Source organism: Hymenobacter gelipurpurascens, from assembly GCF_900187375.1.
GTDB lineage: Bacteria > Bacteroidota > Bacteroidia > Cytophagales > Hymenobacteraceae > Hymenobacter > Hymenobacter gelipurpurascens.
The window spans coordinates 1,451,388-1,474,783 of the sequence record NZ_FYEW01000002.1 but is presented as its reverse complement, the minus strand read 5'-3'; the positions used below and the strand labels follow the sequence as shown (position 1 = coordinate 1,474,783).

General features: G+C 56.4%; 21 protein-coding genes. 3 read left to right on the top strand and 18 right to left on the bottom strand.

Annotated elements, in window-relative coordinates:
• Window positions 1-33: 33 nt before the first annotated feature.
• The 10 genes from CFT68_RS18110 to pdhA all read right to left on the bottom strand — a co-directional run bounded on the left by CFT68_RS18110 (window position 34) and on the right by pdhA (window position 11,000).
• A complete protein-coding gene (locus CFT68_RS18110; RefSeq protein ID WP_088844994.1) occupies window positions 34-2,163 on the bottom strand; it encodes a peptidylprolyl isomerase in 2,130 nt (709 codons plus the stop codon).
• Between the two features lie 241 nt (window positions 2,164-2,404).
• Window positions 2,405-2,674, bottom strand: a complete 270-nt coding sequence (locus tag CFT68_RS18105) for a hypothetical protein (RefSeq protein WP_088844992.1) — start codon at window positions 2,672-2,674, stop codon at window positions 2,405-2,407.
• A gap of 9 nt (window positions 2,675-2,683) precedes the next feature.
• A complete protein-coding gene (gene lptC / locus CFT68_RS18100; RefSeq protein WP_245815437.1) occupies window positions 2,684-3,313 on the bottom strand; it encodes an LPS export ABC transporter periplasmic protein LptC in 630 nt (209 codons plus the stop codon).
• Window positions 3,306-4,652, bottom strand: coding sequence for a porin family protein (locus CFT68_RS18095; protein ID WP_088844988.1), 1,347 nt, complete (start codon window positions 4,650-4,652; stop codon window positions 3,306-3,308). The genes lptC and CFT68_RS18095 overlap by 8 nt, the downstream gene beginning before the upstream one ends.
• On the bottom strand, window positions 4,639-5,382 hold the full coding sequence (locus CFT68_RS18090) for a type III pantothenate kinase (protein ID WP_088844986.1): 744 nt from the start codon (window positions 5,380-5,382) through the stop codon (window positions 4,639-4,641). The genes CFT68_RS18095 and CFT68_RS18090 overlap by 14 nt, the downstream gene beginning before the upstream one ends.
• 180 nt (window positions 5,383-5,562) lie before the next feature.
• Complete coding sequence (locus CFT68_RS21980; RefSeq protein ID WP_088844984.1) at window positions 5,563-7,497, bottom strand: pseudouridine synthase; 1,935 nt, start codon at window positions 7,495-7,497, stop codon at window positions 5,563-5,565.
• Between the two features lie 168 nt (window positions 7,498-7,665).
• The gene (locus CFT68_RS18080; protein WP_088844982.1) at window positions 7,666-8,049 is read right to left on the bottom strand and encodes a TraR/DksA family transcriptional regulator; all 384 of its coding nucleotides are present in this window, start codon (window positions 8,047-8,049) and stop codon (window positions 7,666-7,668) included.
• Window positions 8,050-8,326: 277 nt separating this feature from the next.
• The gene (gene ribH / locus CFT68_RS18075) at window positions 8,327-8,803 is read right to left on the bottom strand and encodes a 6,7-dimethyl-8-ribityllumazine synthase (protein WP_088844980.1); all 477 of its coding nucleotides are present in this window, start codon (window positions 8,801-8,803) and stop codon (window positions 8,327-8,329) included.
• Window positions 8,804-9,007: 204 nt separating this feature from the next.
• Window positions 9,008-9,781, bottom strand: coding sequence for a tetratricopeptide repeat protein (locus CFT68_RS18070; RefSeq protein ID WP_088844978.1), 774 nt, complete (start codon window positions 9,779-9,781; stop codon window positions 9,008-9,010).
• A gap of 49 nt (window positions 9,782-9,830) precedes the next feature.
• A complete protein-coding gene (gene pdhA, locus CFT68_RS18065) occupies window positions 9,831-11,000 on the bottom strand; it encodes a pyruvate dehydrogenase (acetyl-transferring) E1 component subunit alpha (RefSeq protein ID WP_088844976.1) in 1,170 nt (389 codons plus the stop codon).
• A 66-nt stretch (window positions 11,001-11,066) separates the two neighbouring features.
• Here pdhA and recF point away from each other — a divergent pair, with 66 nt between their 5' ends.
• Window positions 11,067-12,179: a DNA replication/repair protein RecF gene (recF, locus tag CFT68_RS18060; RefSeq protein WP_088844975.1), complete on the top strand. Its 1,113-nt coding sequence runs from the start codon at window positions 11,067-11,069 to the stop codon at window positions 12,177-12,179.
• A gap of 79 nt (window positions 12,180-12,258) precedes the next feature.
• Window positions 12,259-12,582, top strand: a complete 324-nt coding sequence (locus CFT68_RS18055; protein WP_088844973.1) for a DUF721 domain-containing protein — start codon at window positions 12,259-12,261, stop codon at window positions 12,580-12,582.
• Between the two features lie 234 nt (window positions 12,583-12,816).
• Here the strand turns inward: CFT68_RS18055 and CFT68_RS18050 are convergent, their stop codons facing one another.
• The 3 genes from CFT68_RS18050 to CFT68_RS18040 form a co-directional block, all read right to left on the bottom strand.
• Window positions 12,817-13,380, bottom strand: coding sequence for an acyl-CoA thioesterase (locus CFT68_RS18050; protein WP_245815436.1), 564 nt, complete (start codon window positions 13,378-13,380; stop codon window positions 12,817-12,819).
• A gap of 229 nt (window positions 13,381-13,609) precedes the next feature.
• Window positions 13,610-13,996, bottom strand: coding sequence for a helix-turn-helix domain-containing protein (locus CFT68_RS18045; RefSeq protein WP_088844970.1), 387 nt, complete (start codon window positions 13,994-13,996; stop codon window positions 13,610-13,612).
• A 349-nt stretch (window positions 13,997-14,345) separates the two neighbouring features.
• Window positions 14,346-15,179 (bottom strand): glycerophosphodiester phosphodiesterase family protein, encoded by an 834-nt coding sequence (locus CFT68_RS18040; RefSeq protein WP_088844969.1) that lies wholly within the window; start codon window positions 15,177-15,179, stop codon window positions 14,346-14,348.
• A gap of 117 nt (window positions 15,180-15,296) precedes the next feature.
• On the opposite strand from CFT68_RS18040, the gene CFT68_RS18035 reads away from it, so the two are divergent.
• Window positions 15,297-15,914, top strand: coding sequence for a DUF2939 domain-containing protein (locus CFT68_RS18035; protein ID WP_088844967.1), 618 nt, complete (start codon window positions 15,297-15,299; stop codon window positions 15,912-15,914).
• 74 nt (window positions 15,915-15,988) lie between these two features.
• On the opposite strand, the gene CFT68_RS18030 is transcribed toward CFT68_RS18035, so the two are convergent.
• The 5 genes from CFT68_RS18030 to CFT68_RS18010 form a co-directional block, all read right to left on the bottom strand.
• A complete protein-coding gene (locus tag CFT68_RS18030) occupies window positions 15,989-16,264 on the bottom strand; it encodes a PLD nuclease N-terminal domain-containing protein (RefSeq protein ID WP_088844965.1) in 276 nt (91 codons plus the stop codon).
• 110 nt (window positions 16,265-16,374) lie between these two features.
• Window positions 16,375-17,013, bottom strand: a complete 639-nt coding sequence (locus CFT68_RS18025; protein WP_088844964.1) for a rhomboid family intramembrane serine protease — start codon at window positions 17,011-17,013, stop codon at window positions 16,375-16,377.
• A 63-nt stretch (window positions 17,014-17,076) separates the two neighbouring features.
• Window positions 17,077-18,048, bottom strand: coding sequence for a polyprenyl synthetase family protein (locus CFT68_RS18020; protein WP_088844963.1), 972 nt, complete (start codon window positions 18,046-18,048; stop codon window positions 17,077-17,079).
• Between the two features lie 285 nt (window positions 18,049-18,333).
• Window positions 18,334-20,850 (bottom strand): ribonuclease R, encoded by a 2,517-nt coding sequence (gene rnr, locus CFT68_RS18015; RefSeq protein ID WP_088844962.1) that lies wholly within the window; start codon window positions 20,848-20,850, stop codon window positions 18,334-18,336.
• 431 nt (window positions 20,851-21,281) lie between these two features.
• A complete protein-coding gene (locus tag CFT68_RS18010; RefSeq protein ID WP_088844961.1) occupies window positions 21,282-23,297 on the bottom strand; it encodes an ABC transporter ATP-binding protein in 2,016 nt (671 codons plus the stop codon).
• Window positions 23,298-23,396 lie beyond the last annotated feature (99 nt).

Genomic DNA, 23,396 nt, shown 5'->3' with positions numbered 1-23,396 from the left:
GCGGTCCTTTTAACATCTGACCTACGAAGTGGCCTAGAAGAACTTGGTGCGGTTATCTTTCACGTTGGCGTGGGCCTTCACCGCCTCAAACGTGAGGCCATCTACGCGGGCGGCGCGCTGAGCGGCCAACTGCTGACGTACGGCTTTCACGTCGGTATTGGTGGTGGGCTTCTGCACACTCACGGGCTCTACAATTAGCACGCCTTGCTCACCCTGGAAGGGAGCCGACTTCTGACCAGGCTTCAGACCGAAAGCTTTGCCCACGGCTACTGGCTCGCTGCCCAGGCCCGGAATCATGCCGGTGCCCAGAGCTACGTTATCAGCCGTTTTTACCTGCGCGTTGCTGCCGTAGGCCTGTGCTATTTGCTCCAGCGTGCCTTTCGAAGCGCTGAGCTTCTTAATGATCTGCTCAGCCTTCAGCTCGTTGCGCACCAGCGCCGATACTTCGGGTTTCACGCTGGCTACGTCGGCCACGCCCTTGCTCCGCTCGCCGGTCAGGACGGCAATTACGTACTGGTCGCCGATTTCAAACACCTCCGATACGTTGCCTACTTTCGTTTCAGCACCGCCCTCGGGATTTACGCCATAGGCCCAGCGTACCAGCTGGCGGGCACCCTGCAGGTTGTTCACTGCCTGGTCGCCGCGGCCGAGGCCTTTGGCTTCTACTTTCTGCAAGCTCTTATCCTTTGCCACTGCGGCGCGGAAGGAGGCCAGATCAGATGCCGAACCTTTCAGCTGCTGCGCCTTCTGGTACGCGGCGTCGCGGGTAACATCGGTTGGCTGAATGGTTTTCTGCACCGCGGCTACCTGATAGGTCTGGGTGGTTTTGGGAGCCGTAATCTTGATGATGTGGTAGCCAAATGAGGTCTTTACCAAGTTTGGCAACAGGCCAGCGGCAGTAGCGCCGAACACGGCTTTCTCAAACTCCGGCACCATACGGCCCTGTTGGAACCAGCCCAGGTCGCCACCGGTGGCGGTAGTACCATCGGTACCATACTGACGGGCCATGGCCGCGAAATCAGCCCCACCTTTGATTTTGTTCAGAACGTCGGTCGCCTTGGCTTTGGCCGCGGCATCGGCCTCGGGCGTAGTTCCTTCGGGCTTGATGAGGATGTGGCTGGCGCGGGCCGCAGCCTGCGTGCCGGCCTTCTGGCCCGTTACTTTGAACAGCGAGAACGTGCCGTTCTCAGCATATGGACCATATACTTTACCTACCTGCAGCGGCAACTGCGCGCGCAGCTTCTCGGGCATATCAGCGGGCGTGAGGTACGCCCCGTTGTAGGGCTGGTCAGAGTTCAGCTTCGCGAACAACGAGTCGTTGGGAGCCGTGGTGAACTGGGTAGCCAGCTCGTCTACCGTCTTGCGTACGGCGGCGCTGTCTTCTACTGAGGCCGTTACGGGAATCGTTACGTACTCAATGCTGCGGCCATCTTCTACTTTGTAGCGGCCTTTGTTCTTATCAATGTAGGCCTGGATTTGCTCATCGGTCACCTTCACGCTTGAATCGGAGATGGCGAAGTAAGGCACCAGGAGGTAGCGCAGGTTGGCTTTGGTGTTCTGGGCTTCATCAAAGCGCTTGGCTTCCGCCGACGTCACGTAAGTGCTCTGCTTGAGGAGGTTGTTGTACTTGATAGCCAGCCGCTCCGGACTCAGGTTGGTTTCGAAGTTGCGGAAGGCCTCCTGGGTCTGCGGGGGCAGCTTATCGAGGTTGCGCAGGTACTCAATCACCTTTGCACGGTCGAACTGGCCCGTCTGGGGGTCAGTGAAGGCCTGGCGGATGCTGGGGTGCGGGTTTTCGCCCTGCACCATGTCCGTCAGCTCTTCGTCAGATACTTTCAGACCCAGCTTATCAAACTCCTTCTGGAAAGCAATGCGGTACAGGATCTGGTTCCAGGCCTGGTCGCGCAAGTAGCCCATGGCATTTTCGTCGGGCTGGCGGCCTTGCTGGGCAATGAAGCCTTGCTTGGCCTGCTCCAGAGCCGCGTTGAAGTCATCGTACTCCACTTTTTCACCGGCCACTTCGCCTACTGTGCGGTCGTTGCCACCAAAAATGCTGTTGCGCCCGTAGAGAAAGTCGCCTCCCAGCATAAAGAGCAGCAGGCCGATGATGATGGCCCCGACTGCCCAGCCCGATTTTTCGCGAATCGTGTTAATTAATGCCATTACTTAAAAAAAAGCACAGGTAAAAAAGTGAATGAGGTGCAAAATAACCAGAATACCCCGGACATTCAAAGTTACGCCCCGAACGAGTGGCCTAGCGACGTCCAGTAGCGGAAACTATTGATCAGCAGATGGCAAGAATCTGGAAGCAAGCAGGATACTGAGTAAAGCAAAAAGCCTTAGCTCATGGTACTTCATGAGCGAAGGCTTTTTGCTGATTCTTGCTGGCACGCCGGCGGCTGGACTACCGTTTTTTACCTTTCGTTTTGGGCTTACTCTTGGCCTCAGCAGCAAGCCGAGCGGCTTCGGCTTCCGCCACAGCTTCTTTATGACGCTGCTTCAGATACCGGAAGTAAATGATGGCTCCGAAGGAAATCATGTAGAGCCAGTAGTTGTGGTACAGCCCATCCATATTGCCCTCTCGTAAAGTTTGGAAGGAGGCCACCACGAACGTAAAGATGGCCAATACAAACAGTAGCGTGCGCCCAATGCCTGGGTCCCAAAAGCGTTTCATACAGGTAGTTTAACGAACCGGCGCCGGGACAGCCGCTGGAGTTGCGGGCACTGGCGCCGGAGCCGATGTTGGGGCCGACGGATCGACGGCGAAGACGCCCGTAGGGGTTAGAATCTTGTAGCGCGAGAAATCCTGGTTGGCCGTGAGGCCTCGTCCTGTCAGCTTTTCCGTGGGCGTCGTGACGCGCACTTCCATGTCTTTTTCGGTGTAGATAGTGGCCTTCGACTTATCGTAGAAGGCCTCCTCCGTGTTCATGCGCTGCTGCTTTTCCACGTTGGTTACCTGCACGTTGCCGCGTACGGTGTAGAGGTTTTTGTTTTTCTCCAGCTTCCCGTAGTTGCCCGTGATGGTGTTAACCACGGTTTTCCCGTCTTCGCCGAGAAACGTGAGGTTCACGCCCTTCGCGTACACCTGGTCGCCGTTCTCATAGATCTGCTCCAGGGGCGCCGTGAGCCGTACGCGTAGTTTTGCGGAGTCGCTGATGAGCGTGAGCACCTGAGTGGTTTCGAGCATTGGGCCAGAATACGGAGTCCGTTTCTTTACTTCCTCCGCCTGCTTCTGGCAGCTCATCAACCCTACTAGCAGCAGACTGCTGCTCAGCACAACTCTCCCTAGGCCACTCATCTGTTGCTTACTCAATCTTACGCTTGATGAACCACCGGTTGTTCAGGGTCACGCCTAGCTGCATCCGTACGTAGTCTTCCTTCACGTTGCGCTCCACGTTGCCATCGGAGGTACGGGTATCGGTGTTACCACGCTGGCCATACTGGAAGCCCAGGCTGATGGTGGTAGCATCAAGAGCCGTAGCCGTTGGTAGCGGGAAGGCAAAACCCCAGCTCACTGATCGGTCGTAGAGCGTGTTGCCGCCGGGGCGGTAGGGCATCTGGGCCACGTTCAGGCCAGCCCGATACGTTACACGCTTGAAATAGCTGTCAACAGAAGTAGCATCTGGGGTCAGTTCGCCGCCCAGGCCTGCCCGATATGTGTCACTGAGCAGGACTCCGGAGGAACCACCGGCCTCACCAAAGGCCCGAAATTTAGACCACTCCTGCTTCGAGCCATCAAGGCTCAGGCTCCAGTTTTTGTTGTTATCGAAGCTGATGCCCACTTGGGTTAGCGCCGGCACTGTGGCTTTGCCCTTCACATCAGTTGTCAGGGCCTGCGAGGAAATAGCTACTCCTTCTACTGTCTCCCGGTTTAGCGAGGTGGTGCGCTCCCCGTTCAGGTTCGACTGGAAACTATATACGCCTCCCAGGTTGAAATTCACCTTGTCCTTGATCTTTCCGCGATAGTGCGCTGCTCCGCGGAACGTAAAGTCCGAGTAGTGCACATGCTGCAGGAAGATGTTGCGGTCAGAGTTAAGGTTCGTGGAGGTCGAGTTGAAGATGACCGTGCCCGCCTGCTGATCAATGCTACCAAATACGTAGCCCACCGATGCGCCCAGCGTTACGCCCTTCGCTACCCGAAGCGCCTGGCTTGCGTAGGCCTCTGCTAGGCCACCACTACCCTTGTATTGGGTTTGAGCCTGCGAGGTGGGGTCGCCCTGAATGGTGGTTATCGAGTTCGACTCGTAGTCGACGGTGCTGTAAGGCTTGAGGCCAATAGCGCCCGCTACCCGGCCTGAAATCGGAACCGACAAGGCCAGATAGCCCAGATTGCCCGAGCCCGTCCGCTGTGAGGTAACCGAGTTACGCAAGGTTTTGAACTGCCCTGTGTAGCCGGCTTCAAACGTAGTGCGGGAGGTGTAGTAGAGCAGCGCCGGGTTCAGCTCATTTACGTTCACGTTGTTGGGCGCTGCTACTCCAACTCCGCCCATGCTCATTTGCCGGACGCCGCCTTGGTTACTGGTAGCATCGCCGAGGCCTAAGCGCGAATAAGGCGAGTTGCCGAGCCCTTGGCCGTGCACCGACGAAGCTGCCGCCAGTAGGCCTAGCAGCGAAAGACCACCAGCAAGGCCGGCGAAATTAGGTTGAGACATGGTGTACTAAAATTCGGTGAAGCCCCATTAGCACGAGCTCCGGTATGACAAAGATAGAGCCTTTCAGCCGGGCATGGAAAAAAGCCGCATCGCCCCCGGCCAGGACCACCGCCAGGCCAGGATAAAGTGCCCGATATTCCTCCACAATTCCCCGGACCTCTGCTGCCGCACCGTTCAACACCCCACTCCGGATAGCCGACTGCGTGTCGTCGCCGGTGAGGGGTATGGCGGCCGCTTGGTCCGGGGGCGCCTGTACTAACGGCAAGCGTCCGGTAAACGTGTGCAGGGCCTGAAACCGCATGGCTAGGCCAGGTGAGATGCTCCCGCCTTTAAATATGCCCGCTGCTTCTACTAGGTCGCACTTGATTGCGGTGCCCGCATCCACAATCAGCACATCATGCGCCGGCAGTAGCCAGGCAGCTCCTACGGCGGCGGCCAGCCGGTCGGCGCCTAGTGTCTGAGGCGTTGCATAGGCATTCCGGATTGGCAAAGGCGTGGTAGCGGGTGCAAACTCCAGCACTAGGCCAGGTAGCAACTGGCCTAGCTCTGCCGCCCATGTTGCCGTTGATTCTGCCACGGAGGCGACAATGGCGTGCTCGGGCTGCAGACGCTTTAGGGCAGCCCGCACTTGGTCAGGCGTCTGGTGAGTGGCCGCTTCTACCAGCACATCATCCTGGAAGAAGCCATACTTCACCGCCGTGTTGCCAATATCGAGGGAAAAACTACGCAAGCCGTGAGAAAGTGAAATGACGAAATCAAAGAGCAAATGAACCCTTTTGTCCCACAAAAATGGTGAAGCTGCGTTCTGCCGAAGTAGAAGAGTCAGGGTTTTGATGAACCCCTGACTCTTCTTTTCAACATTTCACAACTTCACCACTAAGAGCCGCCCAGGAGCTGAGCGGTTGCGTGCTTACATAAAATACTTCAGGCGAATGACTTCTTTCTCGGAGAGGAAGCGCCACTTGCCACGCGGCAGGTCTTTCTTGGTCAGGCCAGCATACTGCACGCGGTCCAGCGTCACTACGTCGTAGCCAAGGTGCTCGAAGATGCGGCGCACAATGCGGTTGCGACCAACATGAATTTCGATGCCCACAAAGTGTGGGTTGCCCGCCACTACAGCCACGTCATCAACTTCCACTTTGCCATCTTCCAGCTCCAGACCATCGGCAATCTGCTTCAGGTGTTCTTCTGTCAGCGGCTTATCGAGCTCTACCTGGTAGATCTTCTTGTTGCGGTGCGAAGGGTGCGAGAGTTTTTGCGCCACTTCGCCATCATTAGTGAAGAGCAGCAGACCTGTCGTGTTGCGGTCGAGGCGGCCTACTGGGAAGATACGCTCCTTCGAGGAGTTGGCCACCAGCTCCATCACCGTCCGACGGCCCTCTGGGTCTTCTGTCGTTGTGATGAAATCCTTAGGCTTGTTGAGCAGCACATACACCAGTTTCTCGCGGTTGAGATTGGTTTTGCCGTACTGCACCGTATCGTTGGGCTTCACTTTGTAGCCCATCTCCGTAATCACTTCGCCGTTCACCTTAATCTCGCCAGCGGCAATCAGCGAGTCGGCTTCCCGACGTGAGCAGATGCCGGCGTTGGCGATATAGCGGTTGAGGCGCGTTTCATCGACGCTGGTCTCCTCTTCTTCCCGACGGCGCTTGTTGCCACGGGTTTTGTCGTCTTCGTAGAACTTCAGGTTTTTGTAGTCGGGGGCTTCGCCGGCTACTTCGCCAAACTTGCGCTTGCCAGCCTGGTTCGAGTCTAGCTCGCGGCCGGTACGCTTGTTGGTAGTGCGCTCCGGACGGTCGCCGTAGGGGCGGGCCGGACGCTCCTCGCGACGGTCATTACCGAATGCTCCGCGGTTCTCCCGCTCGCCGTAGGGGCGCGGGGCACGCTCTTCACGCCGGTCGCTGAAGTTGTTGGGCCGAGCAGGGCGCTCCTCCCGCCGGTCGCCACTGAAGCCACCGGGGCGGGCCGTGCGCTTCTCACCGAAGCTGCCACCACCGTAGCCACCTTCTTTGCGGTCAGTGAAGCTGCGCTGGCCTAGGCCACCTTCGCGGCGTGGTGCCGGGCGTTCTTCACGCGGCTCGAAGCTCTCACGGCGTGGGGCACGCTCCTCGGCATCGAGGCCATCGGGACGACCTTTGAAGTCAAACGGACGAGCTGCCCGAATTTCGCGGTCGGGGCCGCTGCCGAATTCGCGAGCTGGGGCGGTAGGCTCTGGGCGCGATGGGAAACGTTCAGCCGGAGGGGTATCAGGCTCGTTGGGGTTTTTCTTGTTGAACTTCCGATTACGTTCCCCGGCACCACCACGCGGAACTGTCGGCTGACCTTCCTGACGGTAAGGCTGACCGGGCCAGTTTGCCTTGGGCTCATAGGGCCGGGCCGGGCGCTCATCCCGACGGTCGTTGTCGCGGTCGGAGCGGCCTTCGCGGCGGTCATCAAAGCGGCGTGGGGCATCGCGGTCAAAAGAGCGCTGCGGACGGTCGTTGCCGTACTCACGGTTGCCGTATGGGCGGGCACCACCGCTGGGCCGGCCTTCGCCACCCCGGTTAAAGCCACCGCCCGTTGAACCGAATTTCTTGGGACCACCAAAGCTGGAGCCAGAGCCGCCGAACTTCTTGGGGCCACCAAAGCTGCCACCACCACGAGGGCCAGACGGCCGATCATTGGCATAGCCGCCACCGCTGCGTGGTGAGTCGCCGAAGCGAGGGTTGCCACCCGTAGGCCGGTCGTCGCGGCTACGGCCGGGGCCACCTGTTTTGCGGAAGCCCTCAGGGCTGCTGCCCGAAGGACGATAAGAAGAGCGGCCTGAGCGGCCAGGCGTGTCGCCGGAGTTGTGTTGCTTGCCCATAATGGAAGAGCGTGCGTGCCGTATCGCTACGGTACAGGTGAAAATTCAAAAAATGTGCTGCTGAACTGTTGCAACGAACAGTGGCAGAAAACAGTGCCCGGACCAGCGGCGCGGCTCTTAGCAGAGCCCCGGTCGTGGGTCCGGGCAGAAAAGTGGCCTACCGCAGGTTTAGTCGCGGCGAGCCATTTTGGCTTCAATAGAATGCTGCGTATGTGGTACTGCGCGCAACCGCTCTTTAGGGATGAGCTTGCCCGTACCGATGCAAACACCATAGGTGCCATTCTTGATGCGTACCAATGCATTTTCCAGCTGTTGGATAAACTTCATCTGGCGCGAGGCCAACTGGTTTAGGCTTTCCTTTTCAGCGGTGTCAGCACCATCTTCCAGTACCTTCGAGGAAGAAGCAGTATTGTCGGTACCTGAATCGTTCTTGCGGCTCAGCGTCTCTTTGATAAACGACACTTCTTTCCGGGCAGCTGTGAGCTTATCCTGAATGATTTGCTCGAACTCAGCCAGATCTTCCCTGGAATAGCGTAGGGATTCGTCACTCATGTTGGTGCAGGGAGCTAAGAGATTAATGATAGAAGACGATTACCATAACTGCAAAGCAGCAAATCGACCCAATGTGCTTTCAACAGCGGGCCAAGAAAATTAGTTTAGGATTTTCTTGGCCCTGCAGGTGCCGCCATGTTGCCTGGTTGCTTTCTGTCAGGTATTTCTGGCCGCAAAGCTACGCTTTTGTGGCTTATCCAACTACAGTTGAGTTTAAGTGAGCTGGTAAGCATTTTACACCCGCTAGGCCACTGCGCTCATTCTGCTAGCAATTCGCCTAGAAGCCGAGCATATGAATGGCGGCCACGGCACCCTCTACTCCTTTGTTGCCATGCTTTCCGCCGGCCCGGTCCCAGGCCTGCTCCAGCGTGTTGGTAGTTACCAACCCAAAAATAACCGGCTTGTTAAACTTGAGGCCTACGTTGGTGATACCGCTGGCCACGGCATGGCAGATGTAGTCATCGTGCTTGGTTTCTCCCTGAATAACCACACCCAGACAGATTACGGCATCAATCTCCTCGTGCTGCGCCAGCAGTTGGGCGCCTAGCGTGAGCTCGAAGCTGCCGGGCACAGTGTTTCGGAAGATGTTCTCGGGCTTAGCGCCGTGCTTGATGAGGGTTTCGTAGGCACCTCGCGCCAGCGTGTCGGTGATATCGCGGTTCCACTCGGCTACTACCAGCCCAAACCGTTTCTCGGAAATGTCGATGAAGTTATCGGAAGTGTAGTCGCTCAGGTTCTTTAGTGCGGTTGCCATGGATGAGGTATTGATGATAAGTGAAGGAGACCGATAGGCCTAGCCTGCATGAATACTGCTGCAACTAGCCTGCATGAATACTGCTGCAAAAGAAGCAACTATCTGCACACCTACTTCTCCGGCCCCACTTTGTTTGATGTGGCCCGTTTATAAACAGAAAAGGTGGCCTAGGCCACCTTTTCTGTTTGCAGTAAGCAAGTATACCTATTTACCAGTTAGTCCTTCGGCGCGGGCCTTGTACTGCTTTGCCTCAGCTGCTTCAGCGGCGGCGGGGTAATCGTTCAGGATTTTATCGTAGGCAGTGACGGCACCCGCGTAGTCCTTCGCCAGCTCCCGGGCAGTAGCTTCTTTCAGAAGATAACCCGGCGAGAAGAACTCGTTGGCGTTGTGGTTAGCCGCCTTGTTATAAAAGTCAGCTGCTTCTTTGGGCTGGTTCAGTTCCAGGTGGGCATCACCCAGCAAGGCATAAGCCCGGGCCTGTACCAGCAGGTCATCGGAGCTGAAGTCCTCCAGGTAATCAATGGCCTCTTTGTACTTGCCTTCTTTGAGCGCACCAGCACCCGCATAGAAGTTGGCCAGGTTGCCGGCAGCCGAACCGCTGTACTCAGAAGCAACGCGCTCCAGGCCCAGGTTACGACCGTCGCCCTTCATGGCTTTCTGCAGGGAGTCAGCTTCCCAATAGCTCACGGCCCGTAACATGGCCGCTTGTCCTTTCTCGTCCTGCGAGCTGCGCCACATATAATAGCCAAAGGCACCTGCTACCGCCAATATTACCACAGCCGCTAGGCCTAGCAATACGTTCTTGTTACGGCGCAGGAAATCCTCCGACTCCACCAAACGGATAGCCAACGCATCCGGGTCTTCCAACAACGGGTGCTCCGGATTGTAGGCTTCAGCGGGCTGCAGTGGATCCGTGGACGTTACCTGCTGTTGCTGGCGGGCCTGGGGACTCTTGCCTGTAAAAGGAATCTTTGACATGGGGTAGCTCAAAAGGGCAGCCGCGTGAGGCTGGTTTAATGCCCGCGTACTAGTCGCGGATGTACGGATAGTCCTGCTGTACGTACACGTCTTTGTACAGCTCGTCGGGGGTTGGGTACGGCGAGTTCTCAGCAAACTCTACGGACTCTTGTACCTGCGCCTTGATCTTCTCATCGATAGCCGCCAGATCCTCTTCCGTGGCCATGTTATGGGTCAGGATGGTGTGGCGTACCGATTCGATGGAGTCGCGGGAGCGGTAGTCTTCCAGTTCTTCCTTCGTGCGGTATTTAGCTGGGTCACTCATGGAGTGGCCTTTGTAGCGGTAGGTTTTGAACTCCAGGAACGTGGGGCCTTCGCCTGCACGCGCACGCTCAGCGGCACTGGCCACGGCGTTGTGCACATCCTCTACGTTCATGGCATTCACGGGCTCCGATGGCATGTCGTAGCTCTCACCCAAGGTGTAGAGCTCCGTCACGTTAGAAGTACGCTGCACCGAGGTACCCATGGCGTAGCCGTTGTTCTCTACCACAAAGATTACGGGTAGCTTCCACAGCATGGCCATGTTGAAGGCCTCGTGCAGGGCACCTTGGCGCACAGCACCGTCACCCATGTAGCAGATGCAGAGGTTGCCGGTCTTGTTGTACTTCTCGGCGAAGGCAATGCCAGCACCCATAGGTACCTGAGCACCCACGATACCGTGGCCACCTACGAAGTTCACGTTCTTATCGAACATGTGCATGGAGCCCCCTTTGCCTTTAGAGCAGCCGGTAGCTTTGGCAAACATCTCGGCCATGATGGCGTTAGGGGAAGTACCCAAAGCCAGCGGATGAGCGTGGTCACGATAAGCGGTAATCCACTTGTCGTCTTTCGTCAGGGCTGACACAGCACCTGCTACACAAGCCTCCTGGCCGATGTAGAGGTGACAGAAGCCTTTAATTTTTTGCTGACCATATAGCTGACCAGTCTTCTCCTCAAACTTGCGAATGAGCTGCATCTGCTGATACCACTGCAGATACGTTTCTTTCGGAAACTCAGGAGTAACGGGCTGGGTAGCCTTGGGGGCATGGGTTGCGGCGGCTGCCTCAGCATTCGCTGGCGGCAACACCGGATCAGGCTGCTTCACCGTTTTGGTGTCCTTAGAGGATGCAGCGTTAGGGGTCGACGATTTTTTCGTCGAATTGGAAGCCTTGGAGGCAGCCTTTACTTTCGTCTCCGCCATCTTGCTCTCGGTTGTTCGCGTTTGGGATGCGAAAGTACGTAAAAGGATTGCAATTCCGAACCGCGCATGATTCTAGAAACGCTGCATTTATTGTTCTTTAAGAACTACGACGAGGCAAACCTTTTACTCTCCCCTCACATCAATTGCTTTGTGGGCGACAACGGCAGCGGCAAGACCAACCTGCTAGATGCCATTCATTACTTGTCGCTCACTAAGAGTGCCTTTACCACTTCTGATGTTCAAAGCATAAAACAAGGCGAAGAGTTCTTTGTGGTGAAGGGCAAGTTTCAACTGGAAGCAGAAGCAAAAACGGAATTGATCCAGTGCAGCCTGCGTGCCGGCCAGAAGAAATCGGTGCTCCACAATAAGCAGGCCTACGACCGTATCTCCGATCATATCGGCCGCTTCCCGGTAGTTCTTATCTCTCCCTACGATACTGACCTGATCAGGCAAGGCAGCGAGGAACGGCGCAAGTATTTCGACAGCCTAATTTCGCAGCTCGATCATGAGTACCTAGAACTACTGATTAAGTACTCGCATCTGCTCAAGCAGCGCAACTCCCTGCTCAAGTTGGCCACCGACCGCCAAGTTGGCTACGACCGGGACTACCTGTTGGTATTGGATGAACAGTTGGCTCCGCTTGGTGAGGAGCTGGTTCGTAAGCGTCAGGAATTTCTACAGGAGTTTGAGCCCGTATTTCAGCGCCACTACGAGCAGCTTGCTGATGGTAGCGAGGTAGTAACGCTTACCTATAAGAGTGAGCTTCCTGGCGCCGACTTTCTTAAGCTCCTCCGACTGCAGGAACGCAAAGACCTTATGTTGCAACGCACCACCACGGGCCCTCACCGCGACGACGTGACGTTTCTTATGAATGGCCTAGCGGTTAAAGGCTATGGCTCGCAGGGCCAGCAGAAGTCGTTTGCCATTGCGCTCAAGCTGGCACAGTTCGAAATCCTGGCCGCGCGCAAGCAGCACAAGCCCCTGCTCCTTCTTGATGACATCTTTGACCGTCTGGACGAGAAGCGCATCACTCGCCTTATGCAGTTGGTAGCTAATCAAACTTTCGGGCAGATATTCCTGACGGACACTCACCTAGAGCGTACCTATCAAATCCTCTCTGCCCTCTCCGAAGATATCCGGCGTTTTCGGGTTGACTCTGGGGTCGTGACTCTGCTTTAGCCCAGCTTGGACTTATCTTTGCGCTACGCCACTTTCGACCTTTAAAAGGAGGCTTTCCTTCGCGCGTTATTTTACTAAAATGGCTTTTAAAAAACCTTATTCACCAGAAAATTCTCGTAAGTCGGATATCGTGCCGCTGAAGGATGGGATTAAGGCTTTGTTGAAAGCCTACCGTCTGCAGGGCAAATTGAATGAGGTAGTAGTAGTGGCCAGCTGGGAGAAGGTAATGGGCAAGGCAGTTGCGATGAAGACTCAGGAGGTCTATGTCAGCAACGGCAAGCTTTTCGTGCGGCTAACTTCTGCCCCGCTTAAGCATGAACTCTTCATGGCCAAGACCCGTGTGCTGGAAATCATCAATGCAGAGGTTGGCGAAGAAGTAATTAAGGAGGTTGTGTTCCTCTAGGCCTCTACCCCCTTTTGCCATTCTGTTCCTGTTTGCTCCAAGGCCCGCTAAAGCAGCTACATTCTCTGCGCTAGTTTGGCAGGACTTATTCTTTGGCAAGCTCTCAGCTCATCTTCGGTACTCGCACTCGAGTAGCTCAGTCGCATTGCGCATTGACTCTGCCCTACTTCAGCTTGGTTAACGACTTCAGGTAAGCTTTAAATCTTCATCTGACTGCTGACCTCTTGGGGCTGCTCAGTAGCCTATTTGGCACCGCTCATTTTGCAGGAGGCCCATCTGCTCCACTGCGGCTATCTGAGTCAATGCATTGTTGAACTCCTCTCGGTACTGGGCATTGAACTCCCGGCGCTTGATGGCCTCAAAGAATCGGCGGGTATCCTCGGGTGTCTCCAGCAGGAGCTTGGGGACTTGAGTGGGCTTGCCTTCATCATCCTTGGCTACCATAGTGAAGTAGGAAGTATTGGTATGCTTCACTGTTCCCGTGCGCACATCCTCGGCTATTACCTTAATGCCGACGAGCAGAGAAGTGCGTCCGACGTAGTTCACGGATGCCAGTAAGGAAACCAATTCTCCCACTTCCACCGGCTGCAGAAAATTGACTCCATCCACACTCACGGTCACGCAGTAATTACCGGCATGTTTTGAAGCTGCCGCGTAGGCCACCTTGTCCATTAGGGAGAGCAGAATACCTCCGTGGATCTTCCCGCCAAAGTTGGCATAAGAAGGAATCATCAGCTCGGTAAGGGTAACCCGTGAATACGAGACACCGCGCACTTCTGGTAGCACTTGAGAGGGCATAAAGACAGCCTGATTGGTACGTGTAATGCTTCTGTGTTTGAATAAGCAAGCAGCCTGACTAGGCCTGCTCTTTGATGAGACCAGCAGCCATGAACCACGGCTCTTATGCTGTCACCTCACCCCGTTGTGGTGATTGTTTTTCCACCTGCCCACCTGTTGTTGTAAAGCTCTTGTCAGGCGCGGCGACTACTAGACAGCAAACAAAAATGTTTCACGTGGAACAAATTTGTCACTTAGGACCATACACTCGTAACAGCAGTTCATTATATGCTTCCAACAATGCAATGTACTTCGTCTGGAGGGCCAAAAGCTGCTTGGTTAAGTCTGAATCAGGCAAAGCAGGTGTAACACTCTTAGTTGTTACACTATGAGAAACGCTACTCGATACAGATGGCGTTACAAAAGGAAGAGATGCTTGTTGTAAAGATGTAAAGTAATGTGAAAAATCATGTCCAATTACATCACCGACACGCTTTACGAAAGCGTAATCAAGTGTATCTTCTTTGAATTTACGATAGATCGTTGGACGTGTAATACCCAGCTCCTCCACGATACGCGTGATGGATATACCACTGTTTTTGATAGCTTCCTGGAGTATTTCGCCTTGATTTGGCATCTAACGAGGTTGTTACTTTATGTTATGTAAATATGTAAAAAGTGTTTCAAAATACAAAACATAGTTACGTAACAGTGAACAGTTGAAGCAGTGTAACGCATAAACAATGTTACAAATGAAACACGTTACATTATGAACAGTGTAACAATACAACAATGTAACATACATCACAAGGCGTAACAGTTACAATGAAAAACGGCTGAAATAGCTCGTGAGAGCCATTTCAGCCGCAGCAAGTCCTTCTTTACTGTTGTCGAGGCATTACACAGGGTATATACTTCCGCCCACTAACAGCACCACCATCAAACGCGACTGAGTCCGTGTAGTAAACATCATTGGAGCGAACTGTTCAGTGCCGAAGAGCAAGGAGCCTATCAGGATAGTCCGTGGTGATACCGGCAGGTTCGAACGCCAGGACGCGCACTATGTCCTCGGGGTTATTCACCGTCCAGGGCACAATGGCTACTCCTTGCTCACGCAGGAAATCTGCTAGGCCAGTAGTAAGTAAGGGATGGTGCATGCCGTAAACAGCAGGGAGAAATCCGAGCTCCTGTAGGTGCTCTTCTACTGGGCGGTCATCCTCTACTAGCAAGCAAAGCGGAAGGCCCGGTGCCTGCATTTTGGCTACCTGCAGAATGCGTTTATCAAAGCATAAAAGGGTGGTCCTCTCCCCTACCCCGGCGGCAACAATCTCAGCGTAGACCAATTCAAAAAACTCCGCCGGCAACGGGTGAAATATTCCAGCACCGGCAGGCGAGCTTTTTATCTCGATGCTATACCCCACGGGCGCCCGAGTGTGCATAGCTACGTAGTGTTCTACCTCCTCAAAAACTTCGCGCAGCAAGGGCTTATAGGCGGGCTCAGTCTGCTGCTCCGGAAAGCTTTTATGGCGCGTAAGACCGCAGTCGTATTGCCGGATGGTAGCGTAGGGCAAGGCATACAGGTTGTGCTGCAGCCCGGTCTCGAGGCTGATAGGAAGCCCATCAGGAGTGCGGCAAATAGCAGCGGAAAACCAGGGCTCATGCGATACCACAACTTGCCGATCGGCGGAGATGACAACATCCAATTCCAGAACATCTACCCCTAAAGCCAGCGCGTGGCGAAACGCTGGCAGCGTATTTTCGGGGCGTAGGCCACGGCAGCCACGGTGGCCATGTATAGCCGGGAATGTGTTTTGAGGCATAGAAGTTGAGTTTGCTATTGCCTTACTACGGAAAAAATGAACTCAGATTCACTTATCAACTCATTCCCATTAGGACCGTTAGTGTAACCGTCCTACTTCAACTTTACCATTGCTTACATGAAGAGAGTAATTCTGGTACTTATACTGCTTGGCCTGGCTGTAGGCGGCTATGTGTATTACCGCAGCCTTAGCAAAAGCCCAACCTTCTCACTAATGCAGGCAGCCAAAGCCACCCAAACGCACGACATGGCGGAGTTTGAGCGCTACGTGGATATCAGGAGCGTTACGGGGAACCTAGTGGATCAGGTAGCGGCCCAGAGCGAGGAGCTGGACAACTTTATTCCAAGAGGCTTTGCACTCAAGCACGCTCTGCCGCTGTTGAAGCCCCAGCTCACGGAAGCGGCCCGGAAGGAAGTGCAGCTGTACATTGAAACCGGCGCCGTTGCTGCTAGAGAATCGGCGCGCCCAGCGGGACTATTGAATCTGTCGGTGCTGGGTATGATGGGTACGGTGGCCGGGCCAGGGAGTCAGTTCCGAGGCATCAAATACACCCGGGAACAGGGTGATCAGGCCATCGTAGGCCTAGAGGTTAGCCAACCCCGGTACGACACTACCTTGGTAGTGGAAGTAAAAATGCGCCGGCAGGATGACCACTGGCAGGCGACGGAGATAACCAATTCTGGCGCGCTCATCAAGCAACTTGCCCGTTTAGAAAAGCAACGCCTTGTCAGGTAGAGAGCCACTTCAAAGAATACAAAAAGGCCCGTCGCAGTTTCTGCGACGGGCCTTTTTGTGGAGTGATTTAGCGGTTAGGCTTTGCCCCGACCAGCGAAGAAGTAGTAGAGGATGAGGCCACCTAGGGGGAAGAAGAAGATGATAGCGGCCCACAGGATTTTCTTGCCAATAGACCAAGACTGACGGAACACATCAAACAGCGCCAGCACGTCTAGCGCTAAGAGAACGTATCCCCAAGTAGCCAGGCTGCCATCGGCGCTATAGCGGCTGCAAGAAGATACAAGGAGAGTGAGAGCCAGCAGAGGCGCTGCAAAAAAGAGTCGGTTTAGGTAAGGTGCAAGCTTATTCATGGTTGAGGGAGAGTAGGTGAAGGGATTTTCAGAGACTCTTTACGCACATTCCCGCAAATGGATATTCAATACCATGTATTAATATAGTTAATTAACTGATAATCAGTTAATTAACTTAGAAATCCTCTGATTTGGTCCCAGAAATGCGGCCCGGCTTTGGGAATCAGCACCAGTGTCACGATCAGGCCATACAGCGCGCCATAGAAGTGGGCATCATGGTTGATATTATCGCCCCGCTTACGGCCCATGTAGTACGAATAGGCTAGGTACAGGAAACCGAAGATGAAGCCGGGAATGCCCAGGCTAGGTGGCAGAGGAAACACGCCAATTTTGGAGGTAGGGGCAAACAGAATGGCCGAGAAGATAACGGAAGCCACTCCGCCCGAAGCACCCAGACTACGGTAGCCAGGATAGTTGCGGTGGCGCAGGTAGGTAGGAATATCTGAGATTACGATACCTCCTAGATAGAGCAGCAGGAAATATAGAATGCCATTCGTGGGCCCGAAGTAGCCCACGAATACCTGTTCCACAATCATGCTAAAGGAATAAAACGCCAGCATATTGAAGAGCAGGTGGCCTAGATCGGCGTGCAGAAAGCCGGACGTAATGAACCGATACCACTCGCCACGTCGGCGCACTTCGTAGGGGTTGAGCACCCATTTATCCATCAGCTCCTGATTAGACCAGGCATAGATGGAAATACTAACGGTGAGGGCGACCAGCACCAGGGTAGGACTTAGATTGAGCATTAGAAAGAAGCTAGAAAGAAGGGAAAAGACCGACTGCTGTAGGCCACAACTGGCCTACCAAGGCTACTGCTCACGGTCCATGAGTTGGAGAGCCAGCTGATGCAGGGGCTTTTTACGCTCTGCGGGGGCCGCTACTCGCTCCAAGTGCTGCAGGGCGTCCTGGAAGTAAGTATTGATGAGAGCTTCCGTCTGAGGGCGTATTTCGAGCTCATCGTAGATAGCGCGCACGGCTTGCACCTTTGCTTCGGCATCCGTTACGGGCTGGCCTACGTGGCGAGCCAGAGTGGCCTGCTGAGCAATGTTGGCCTGGGCCTGAGCAGTGAGCAGCAGGAAGGTCTTTTTATCGGACAGGATGTCGCCGCCCACGCGCTTGCCGAAGGTGGCTGCGTCGCCATACACATCCAGCAGGTCGTCGCGGAGCTGGAAGGCTACCCCGATACCTACCCCAAACTGGCGCAGGTGGTCGGCATCTTCACGGGAAGCGCCGCCCATCAGGGCCCCCAGCTCCAGCGCGAAGCCGAGGAGTACGGCCGTTTTCAGCCGGATCATATCGAGGTATTGGGCAATAGTGACTTCCGTTTCCGTCTCGAAGTTCATATCCCACTGCTGGCCTTCGCAGACTTCGGCGGCGGTTTGGGAGAAGCGGCGCAGCACGTAGGCCAATAGCTCGGGCTTCACGTCCAGGAAAAGCTCGTAGGCGCGCACCAGCATCACGTCGCCGCTCAGGATGGCCACATTGGGGTTCCACTTCTCGTGCACGGTGGCCTTGCCCCGGCGCAGGGGCGCCTGGTCCATTAGGTCGTCGTGAAGGAGCGTGAAGTTGTGAAAGACTTCAGTGGCCAGCGCGGGCTTAACTACCGGGTCCAGATCATCGGTGAACAGGTGGGCGCCGAGCAGCGTGAGCAGCGGGCGAATGCGCTTGCCCCCGAGGGCCATGATGTAGCGAATGGGCTCGTAGAGCGCGTCGGGCGCTTCGCCGTAGCGTAGCTGGCCTAGGCCAGTGTTGAGGCGGTCGGTGAGTTGGGACAGGTCCACAGAAACGAATATGGTTCGAAAGGGAAAGGTACGGAGGAGTCGGTTGGGATGGAGGAGTGGCCTAGGGTAGTGCCATGGACAGCATCTAAGCCGCTCCTATTATTGTAAGGAGGCACGACGAAGTAATCCTTTTCTCAACGCGTGAAGCCCCTAGAAATGATAAGCCCTTACCTCCGCTAGGGAAGTAAGGGCTTTCAGATAGCCATTGTTTTGCGCTCGATGCAGGAAAGATTGACGCCGCTTAATGCGCGGAATGTCGTGCCTTCTCGCAATGACAGGGGTGGCCTAGCGGCGCTTGCCGCCGCCAGACTTTCCGCCGGGGCGGCCGCCACCGCTGCTGCGCTCAGGGCGGTAGCCGCGGGGCTTGCTGCCCATGCGGCGCTCTTCCTGCTCACGGCGCTTTAAGGCGTCGGGGCGGTTATCTACTAGTTCGAAGTCGATGGTACGGTCGAGCAGGTTGGCGGATTTTACCACGACCTGCATCTCGTCGCCGAACTGGATAATGCGCTTGGTGTTGCGGCCCACGATGCGGTAGTTGTCGCGGTCCAGCTCGAAGAAGTCGCCGGGAATCTCGTTGAGACGCACCATGCCTTCGCACTTGTTCTCCTCGATTTCCACATACAGTCCGCGCTCCGTGAGGCCCGATACCACACCGGTGAACGTCTCGCCGATAACCTCCGACATGAACTCCACCTGCTTGTACTTGATGCTCGCACGCTCAGCGGTAGCGGCTAGTTTCTCGCGCTCAGAGGAGTGCTTGCACTCTTCTTCCACCGGGCCGACCTCCACGTTCTTGCCGCCCTCCAGGTAGTGCTCCAGGAGGCGGTGCGCCATCATGTCGGGGTACCGGCGGATGGGTGAGGTGAAGTGCGAATAGTGGTCGAAGGCCAGGCCGAAGTGGCCTAGGGGCTCAGTCGTATAAATGGCCTTGCTCATGGTACGCACGGCCAGCGTCTGGATGACGTTCTGCTCCGGGCGGCCCATCACCGTCTCCGACAAATCGTTGAGCTCGGTGCTCAGCTTTTTAGGGTTGGTGAGGTCGAGGTTGTGGCCAAACTTCTTCGCGAAGAGAGCGAAGTTCTGCAGGCGGTCTGGGTCCGGGGCTTCGTGCACGCGGTACACCATCGTGAAGCGCGGCTTGCGGTTCTTGAGCTTGAACACGAACTCGGCCACCTTGCGGTTGGCCAGCAGCATGAACTCCTCAATCATCTTATGCGCGTCCTTGCGCTCCTTCACATACACGCCCTGCGGCTTGCCGTTCTCATCGAGCTTGAACTTCACCTCCTGGGTTTCGAAGCTGATAGCGCCCTGCTTGAAGCGGGCCGCGCACAGCTTCTTAGCGATGCTGTTCATCAGCTGAATTTCCTCGGTGTAATCGGCTTCCAGTCCTTCGATGCGCTCCTGAGCCTCTTCGTACGCGAAGCGACGGTCGGAGTGGATGATGGTTTTGCCGAACCACGAGTTGTAGAGCTTGCCGTTTTCGTCGAGTTCAAACACGGCCGAGAAGGTTAGCTTGTCCTCATTCGGGCGCAGGGAGCAGAGGCCGTTGGAGAGGCGCTCGGGCAGCATCGGAATCACGCGGTCCACGAGGTACACCGAGGTAGCGCGGTGCTTGGCCTCGCGCTCCAGCTCGGTACCGGGCTGCACGTAGTGGGTCACGTCGGCGATGTGCACCCCGATTTCCCAGTGGTCATTCTCCAGCTTCCGGATAGATAGGGCGTCGTCGAAGTCCTTCGCGTCGGCCGGGTCGATGGTGAACGTCGTGATGTCGCGGAAGTCGCGGCGGCGCTCAATCTCGGCATGAGCAATCACCTCCGAAATAGACTCCGACTCGGCTTCTACTTCAGATGGAAACTCGAAGGGCAAGCCGAACTCGGCCATGATGGCGTTGATCTCAGCTTCGTTTTCGCCGGCTTGTCCGAAGCTGCGCACCACCTCGCCTACGGGTGAGCGGCCAGCGCTATCCTCCGGAAACTCCGTGATGCGCACCAGCACTTTCTCGCCGTCGTTGGCATCGTGCAGCTTCTCGAAGGGCACGAACACATCGAAGTACAGCTTGCGGCTATCCGGCTTCACGAAGCCCACGCCACCCTTCACATACAGGCGGCCGACCACTTCGGGACGCACGCGCTTGAGCACTTCCACCACATCACCGACGGGGCGGCCGTCGCGGGAGCCGCGCAGGCGTAGGCGCACCAGGTCGCCGTGCATGGCAAACTTGAGGCGGTCAGTAAACACGCGCACATCGGTGCCGCTCTCCTCACTGATGACGAAAGCAAACTTGTCGGTGGCCAGGGAAACCGTACCAATGATGGTCTGCTCGCCCTCCCGACCGGGCCTACGGCGCGTGTCCGGCTCGTCGGCATCGGGGAAGTCAAAGCCGGCTTCGCGGCGACGGTGCACCACGGGGTCTTGGCCGAATTCCGTCTCGATAGGGCGGCCGCTACGGCGGGCGGGCACGGGCATGTTCTCGGGGTTGCGGGCCCGCCGGCTGCTGGCCGGAGCGGTAGCAGCTTGGGCAGCACCGGCGTCCGTGAGGCGGTACTCGTCGTTTTGGAGTAGGGTAATCAGGCCCGCTTTTTTGAGGGCTTTGAGGTGGTCGAATATCTCCTCGCGCTGCCCTTTGGTAGTGACACCGAGGCGGCGGGAGAGCTGGCGGTAGGCCAGTACTTTGGTGGGGTTGTCGCGGAAGATCCGAAACACGAGGTCTTTGGATACCGATGCGGCAGCGGTGGCTTCTTCGCCACGGGCCGCCTTCGCGCGTGGGGCGCGGGGGGCGGCGTCTTCGTCTTCTCTTTTCATCAGAAAATAAGAGCCGCCAGTGGTTGTCTTTTTCGCAGGCGGCGGGTTGATAAGTGGGAAAGCTAGTAGCAATACGAGGCTTTCCGGGGTAAGGGTAATGAGGGACTAAACGGCGCCTCTGAGAGATGATACGGAATATATCGGCAAATAACTATTTCCGCCTATCGCGGCAAGGTTATGGTTGCGTTACGCGGGGGTTTAAAGAAACAGTAGTTGTCTGTTCACCCGCACGTCATCCTGAGCTTGCCGAAGGATCTCGCGTGCTGATATTGCAACGCTAATCCAACGGAGCGGTAGAGATGCTTCGGTCCCTGGCTTGATGCGCCACATGCTCAGCATCACAATTACTGTGACAACGTCAGCACGCGAGATCCTTCGGCAAGCTCAGGATGACGTTCTGATTATTGATCCGAAGGAAGCTAGCTAGCCTGCTAGGCCACTCCTGCTTCTGCCCGGCTGGCTACGGCCGCCCGGATATCCGAGGGTTCGTCCTTCGGGATGGCGGCTAGCAGCTGCTGGGTGTACTCGTGCTGGGGGTTAGCGTAGAGGTCGGCGGCTAGGCCACTTTCTACAATCTGCCCCTGGCGCATTACCAGCAACCGGTCCGACATGAAGCGGGCCACGGAAAGGTCGTGGGTGATGAAGAGGTAAGTGATGCCGAACTCCTGCTTGAGGTCGTTGAGCAGGTTGAGCACCTGGGCCTGCACCGATACGTCGAGGGCTGATACGGACTCATCGCAGATGATGCACTTGGGTTGGAGCGCCAGGGCCCGCGCAATACAAATGCGCTGGCGCTGGCCGCCGCTGAACTCGTGCGGGTAACGGAGGTAGTGTTCTTCCTTGAGGCCTACGGTCCGGAGCAGCTCCATTACGCGGGCTTTCTGTTGCTGGCGAGTACCGCCTACGCCGTGCACCTGCATGGGCTCCTGGATGGCCTCGCCTACCGTCAGCATGGGATTGAGGGCAGCGTAGGGGTCCTGAAAAATCATCTGAAACTCGCGGCGGCGGCGGCGGAGCTCCCCGGCTGGGAGCTTGGCCAAATCCACCCCTTCGAACAGAATACTACCCGAGGTTGGTTCCACCAATCGCAACAGCGTGCGGCCAAGCGTAGTCTTGCCGCAGCCCGACTCGCCCACCAGCCCCACCGTCTCGCCGGGGTAGATGTCGAAGCTCACGCCGTCCACGGCGCGCACGAATTCGGTGGTGCGATTGAAGAAGCCCTTGCGGATGGGAAAGTGTACATTCAAGTCGCGCACCTCCAGCAGTGGCCTAGCGCCGGCAACGGGCACTGTTGGAGCTTCCGCAGCTTCGTAGGCCACTGCCGGCTCCGAGGCTACTGTAGTTGGCACGTCAATCTCGGATACGGCATCAACTCCTACGCTTGGCGTTTCCAGCAGAGGCTGGCCAGATTCTAGGCCGGGAGCCGTTTCTAGGCCAAAATGCGGGGCTCCAGGGCGTGAAACAGGATGTTCCACGGGGAACGTTTTGGTGGTTTCACTATTGTTGTGAGAGGCCAGGCCACCTTGTTCACCAATTTCATTAGCAAGCAGTTGCGCAGGGGCAGTTTCAGTAGCAATAAAGCCTCCATCGGCCGTTTCACGCATGAAATCGGCTACTACGGGCAATCTTTTTTTGCCAACTGATAATTTTGGACGGCAGGCTAGCAAACCCTTCGTGTAGGGGTGCTGGGGGTTGGTGAAGATGTCGAGCACGGGGCCCTGCTCCACTACCCGGCCGCGGTACATCACCATGATGCGGTCGGCAATTTCGGCTACCACGCCCAGGTCGTGGGTGATGAAGATGACGGCGGTATTGTGCTGGCGGCGCAGGTCGTCGATGAGGTGGAGCATGCGGGCTTGCACCGTCACGTCGAGGGCCGTGGTGGGCTCGTCGGCAATGAGGATGGCGGGGTTGCAGGCCATGGCCATGGCAATCATCACGCGCTGCTTCTGGCCGCCGCTGATTTCGTGGGGGTAGCTGCTGAAGATCTTTTCGGGGCGCGGCAGCTGAGCCATCCGGAACAGCTCTACGGTGCGGGCCTCGGCTTCCTTCGCGCTAAGCGTGGTGTGAAGGCGCAAGGCTTCCACCACCTGGCTGCCGCAGGTGTACACCGGGTTCAGGGAGGTCATGGGCTCCTGGAAGATCATCCCGATGTCGTTGCCGCGCACGCGCTGCAGCTGCTCCTCGGAGAGCTTCAGTAGGTCCACCTCCCCGAGTGCCTCCGACTGAAACCGCGCCTCGCCGGACGTGATGCGACCGGGCGGCAGCGGAATCAGTCCCATCAGCGCCAACGACGTCACGGACTTGCCCGAGCCCGACTCGCCCACAATGGCCAGCGTCTCGCCCCGCCGCAGATCAAACGAAATGTTCTCCACCGCCCGCGTGTCGCCGCGGTGGCTGGAGAAGTCGATGGTCAGGTTACGAACAGAAAGAATGGGCTGGGACACGGCGACGGGAGACGAGGCGGAAAAAAGTAAAGATAGGCAGGCGGGCAGTAGCTTGCGGCGCAAGTCTACCGTATGTCATTCCGAACGAAGTGAGGAATC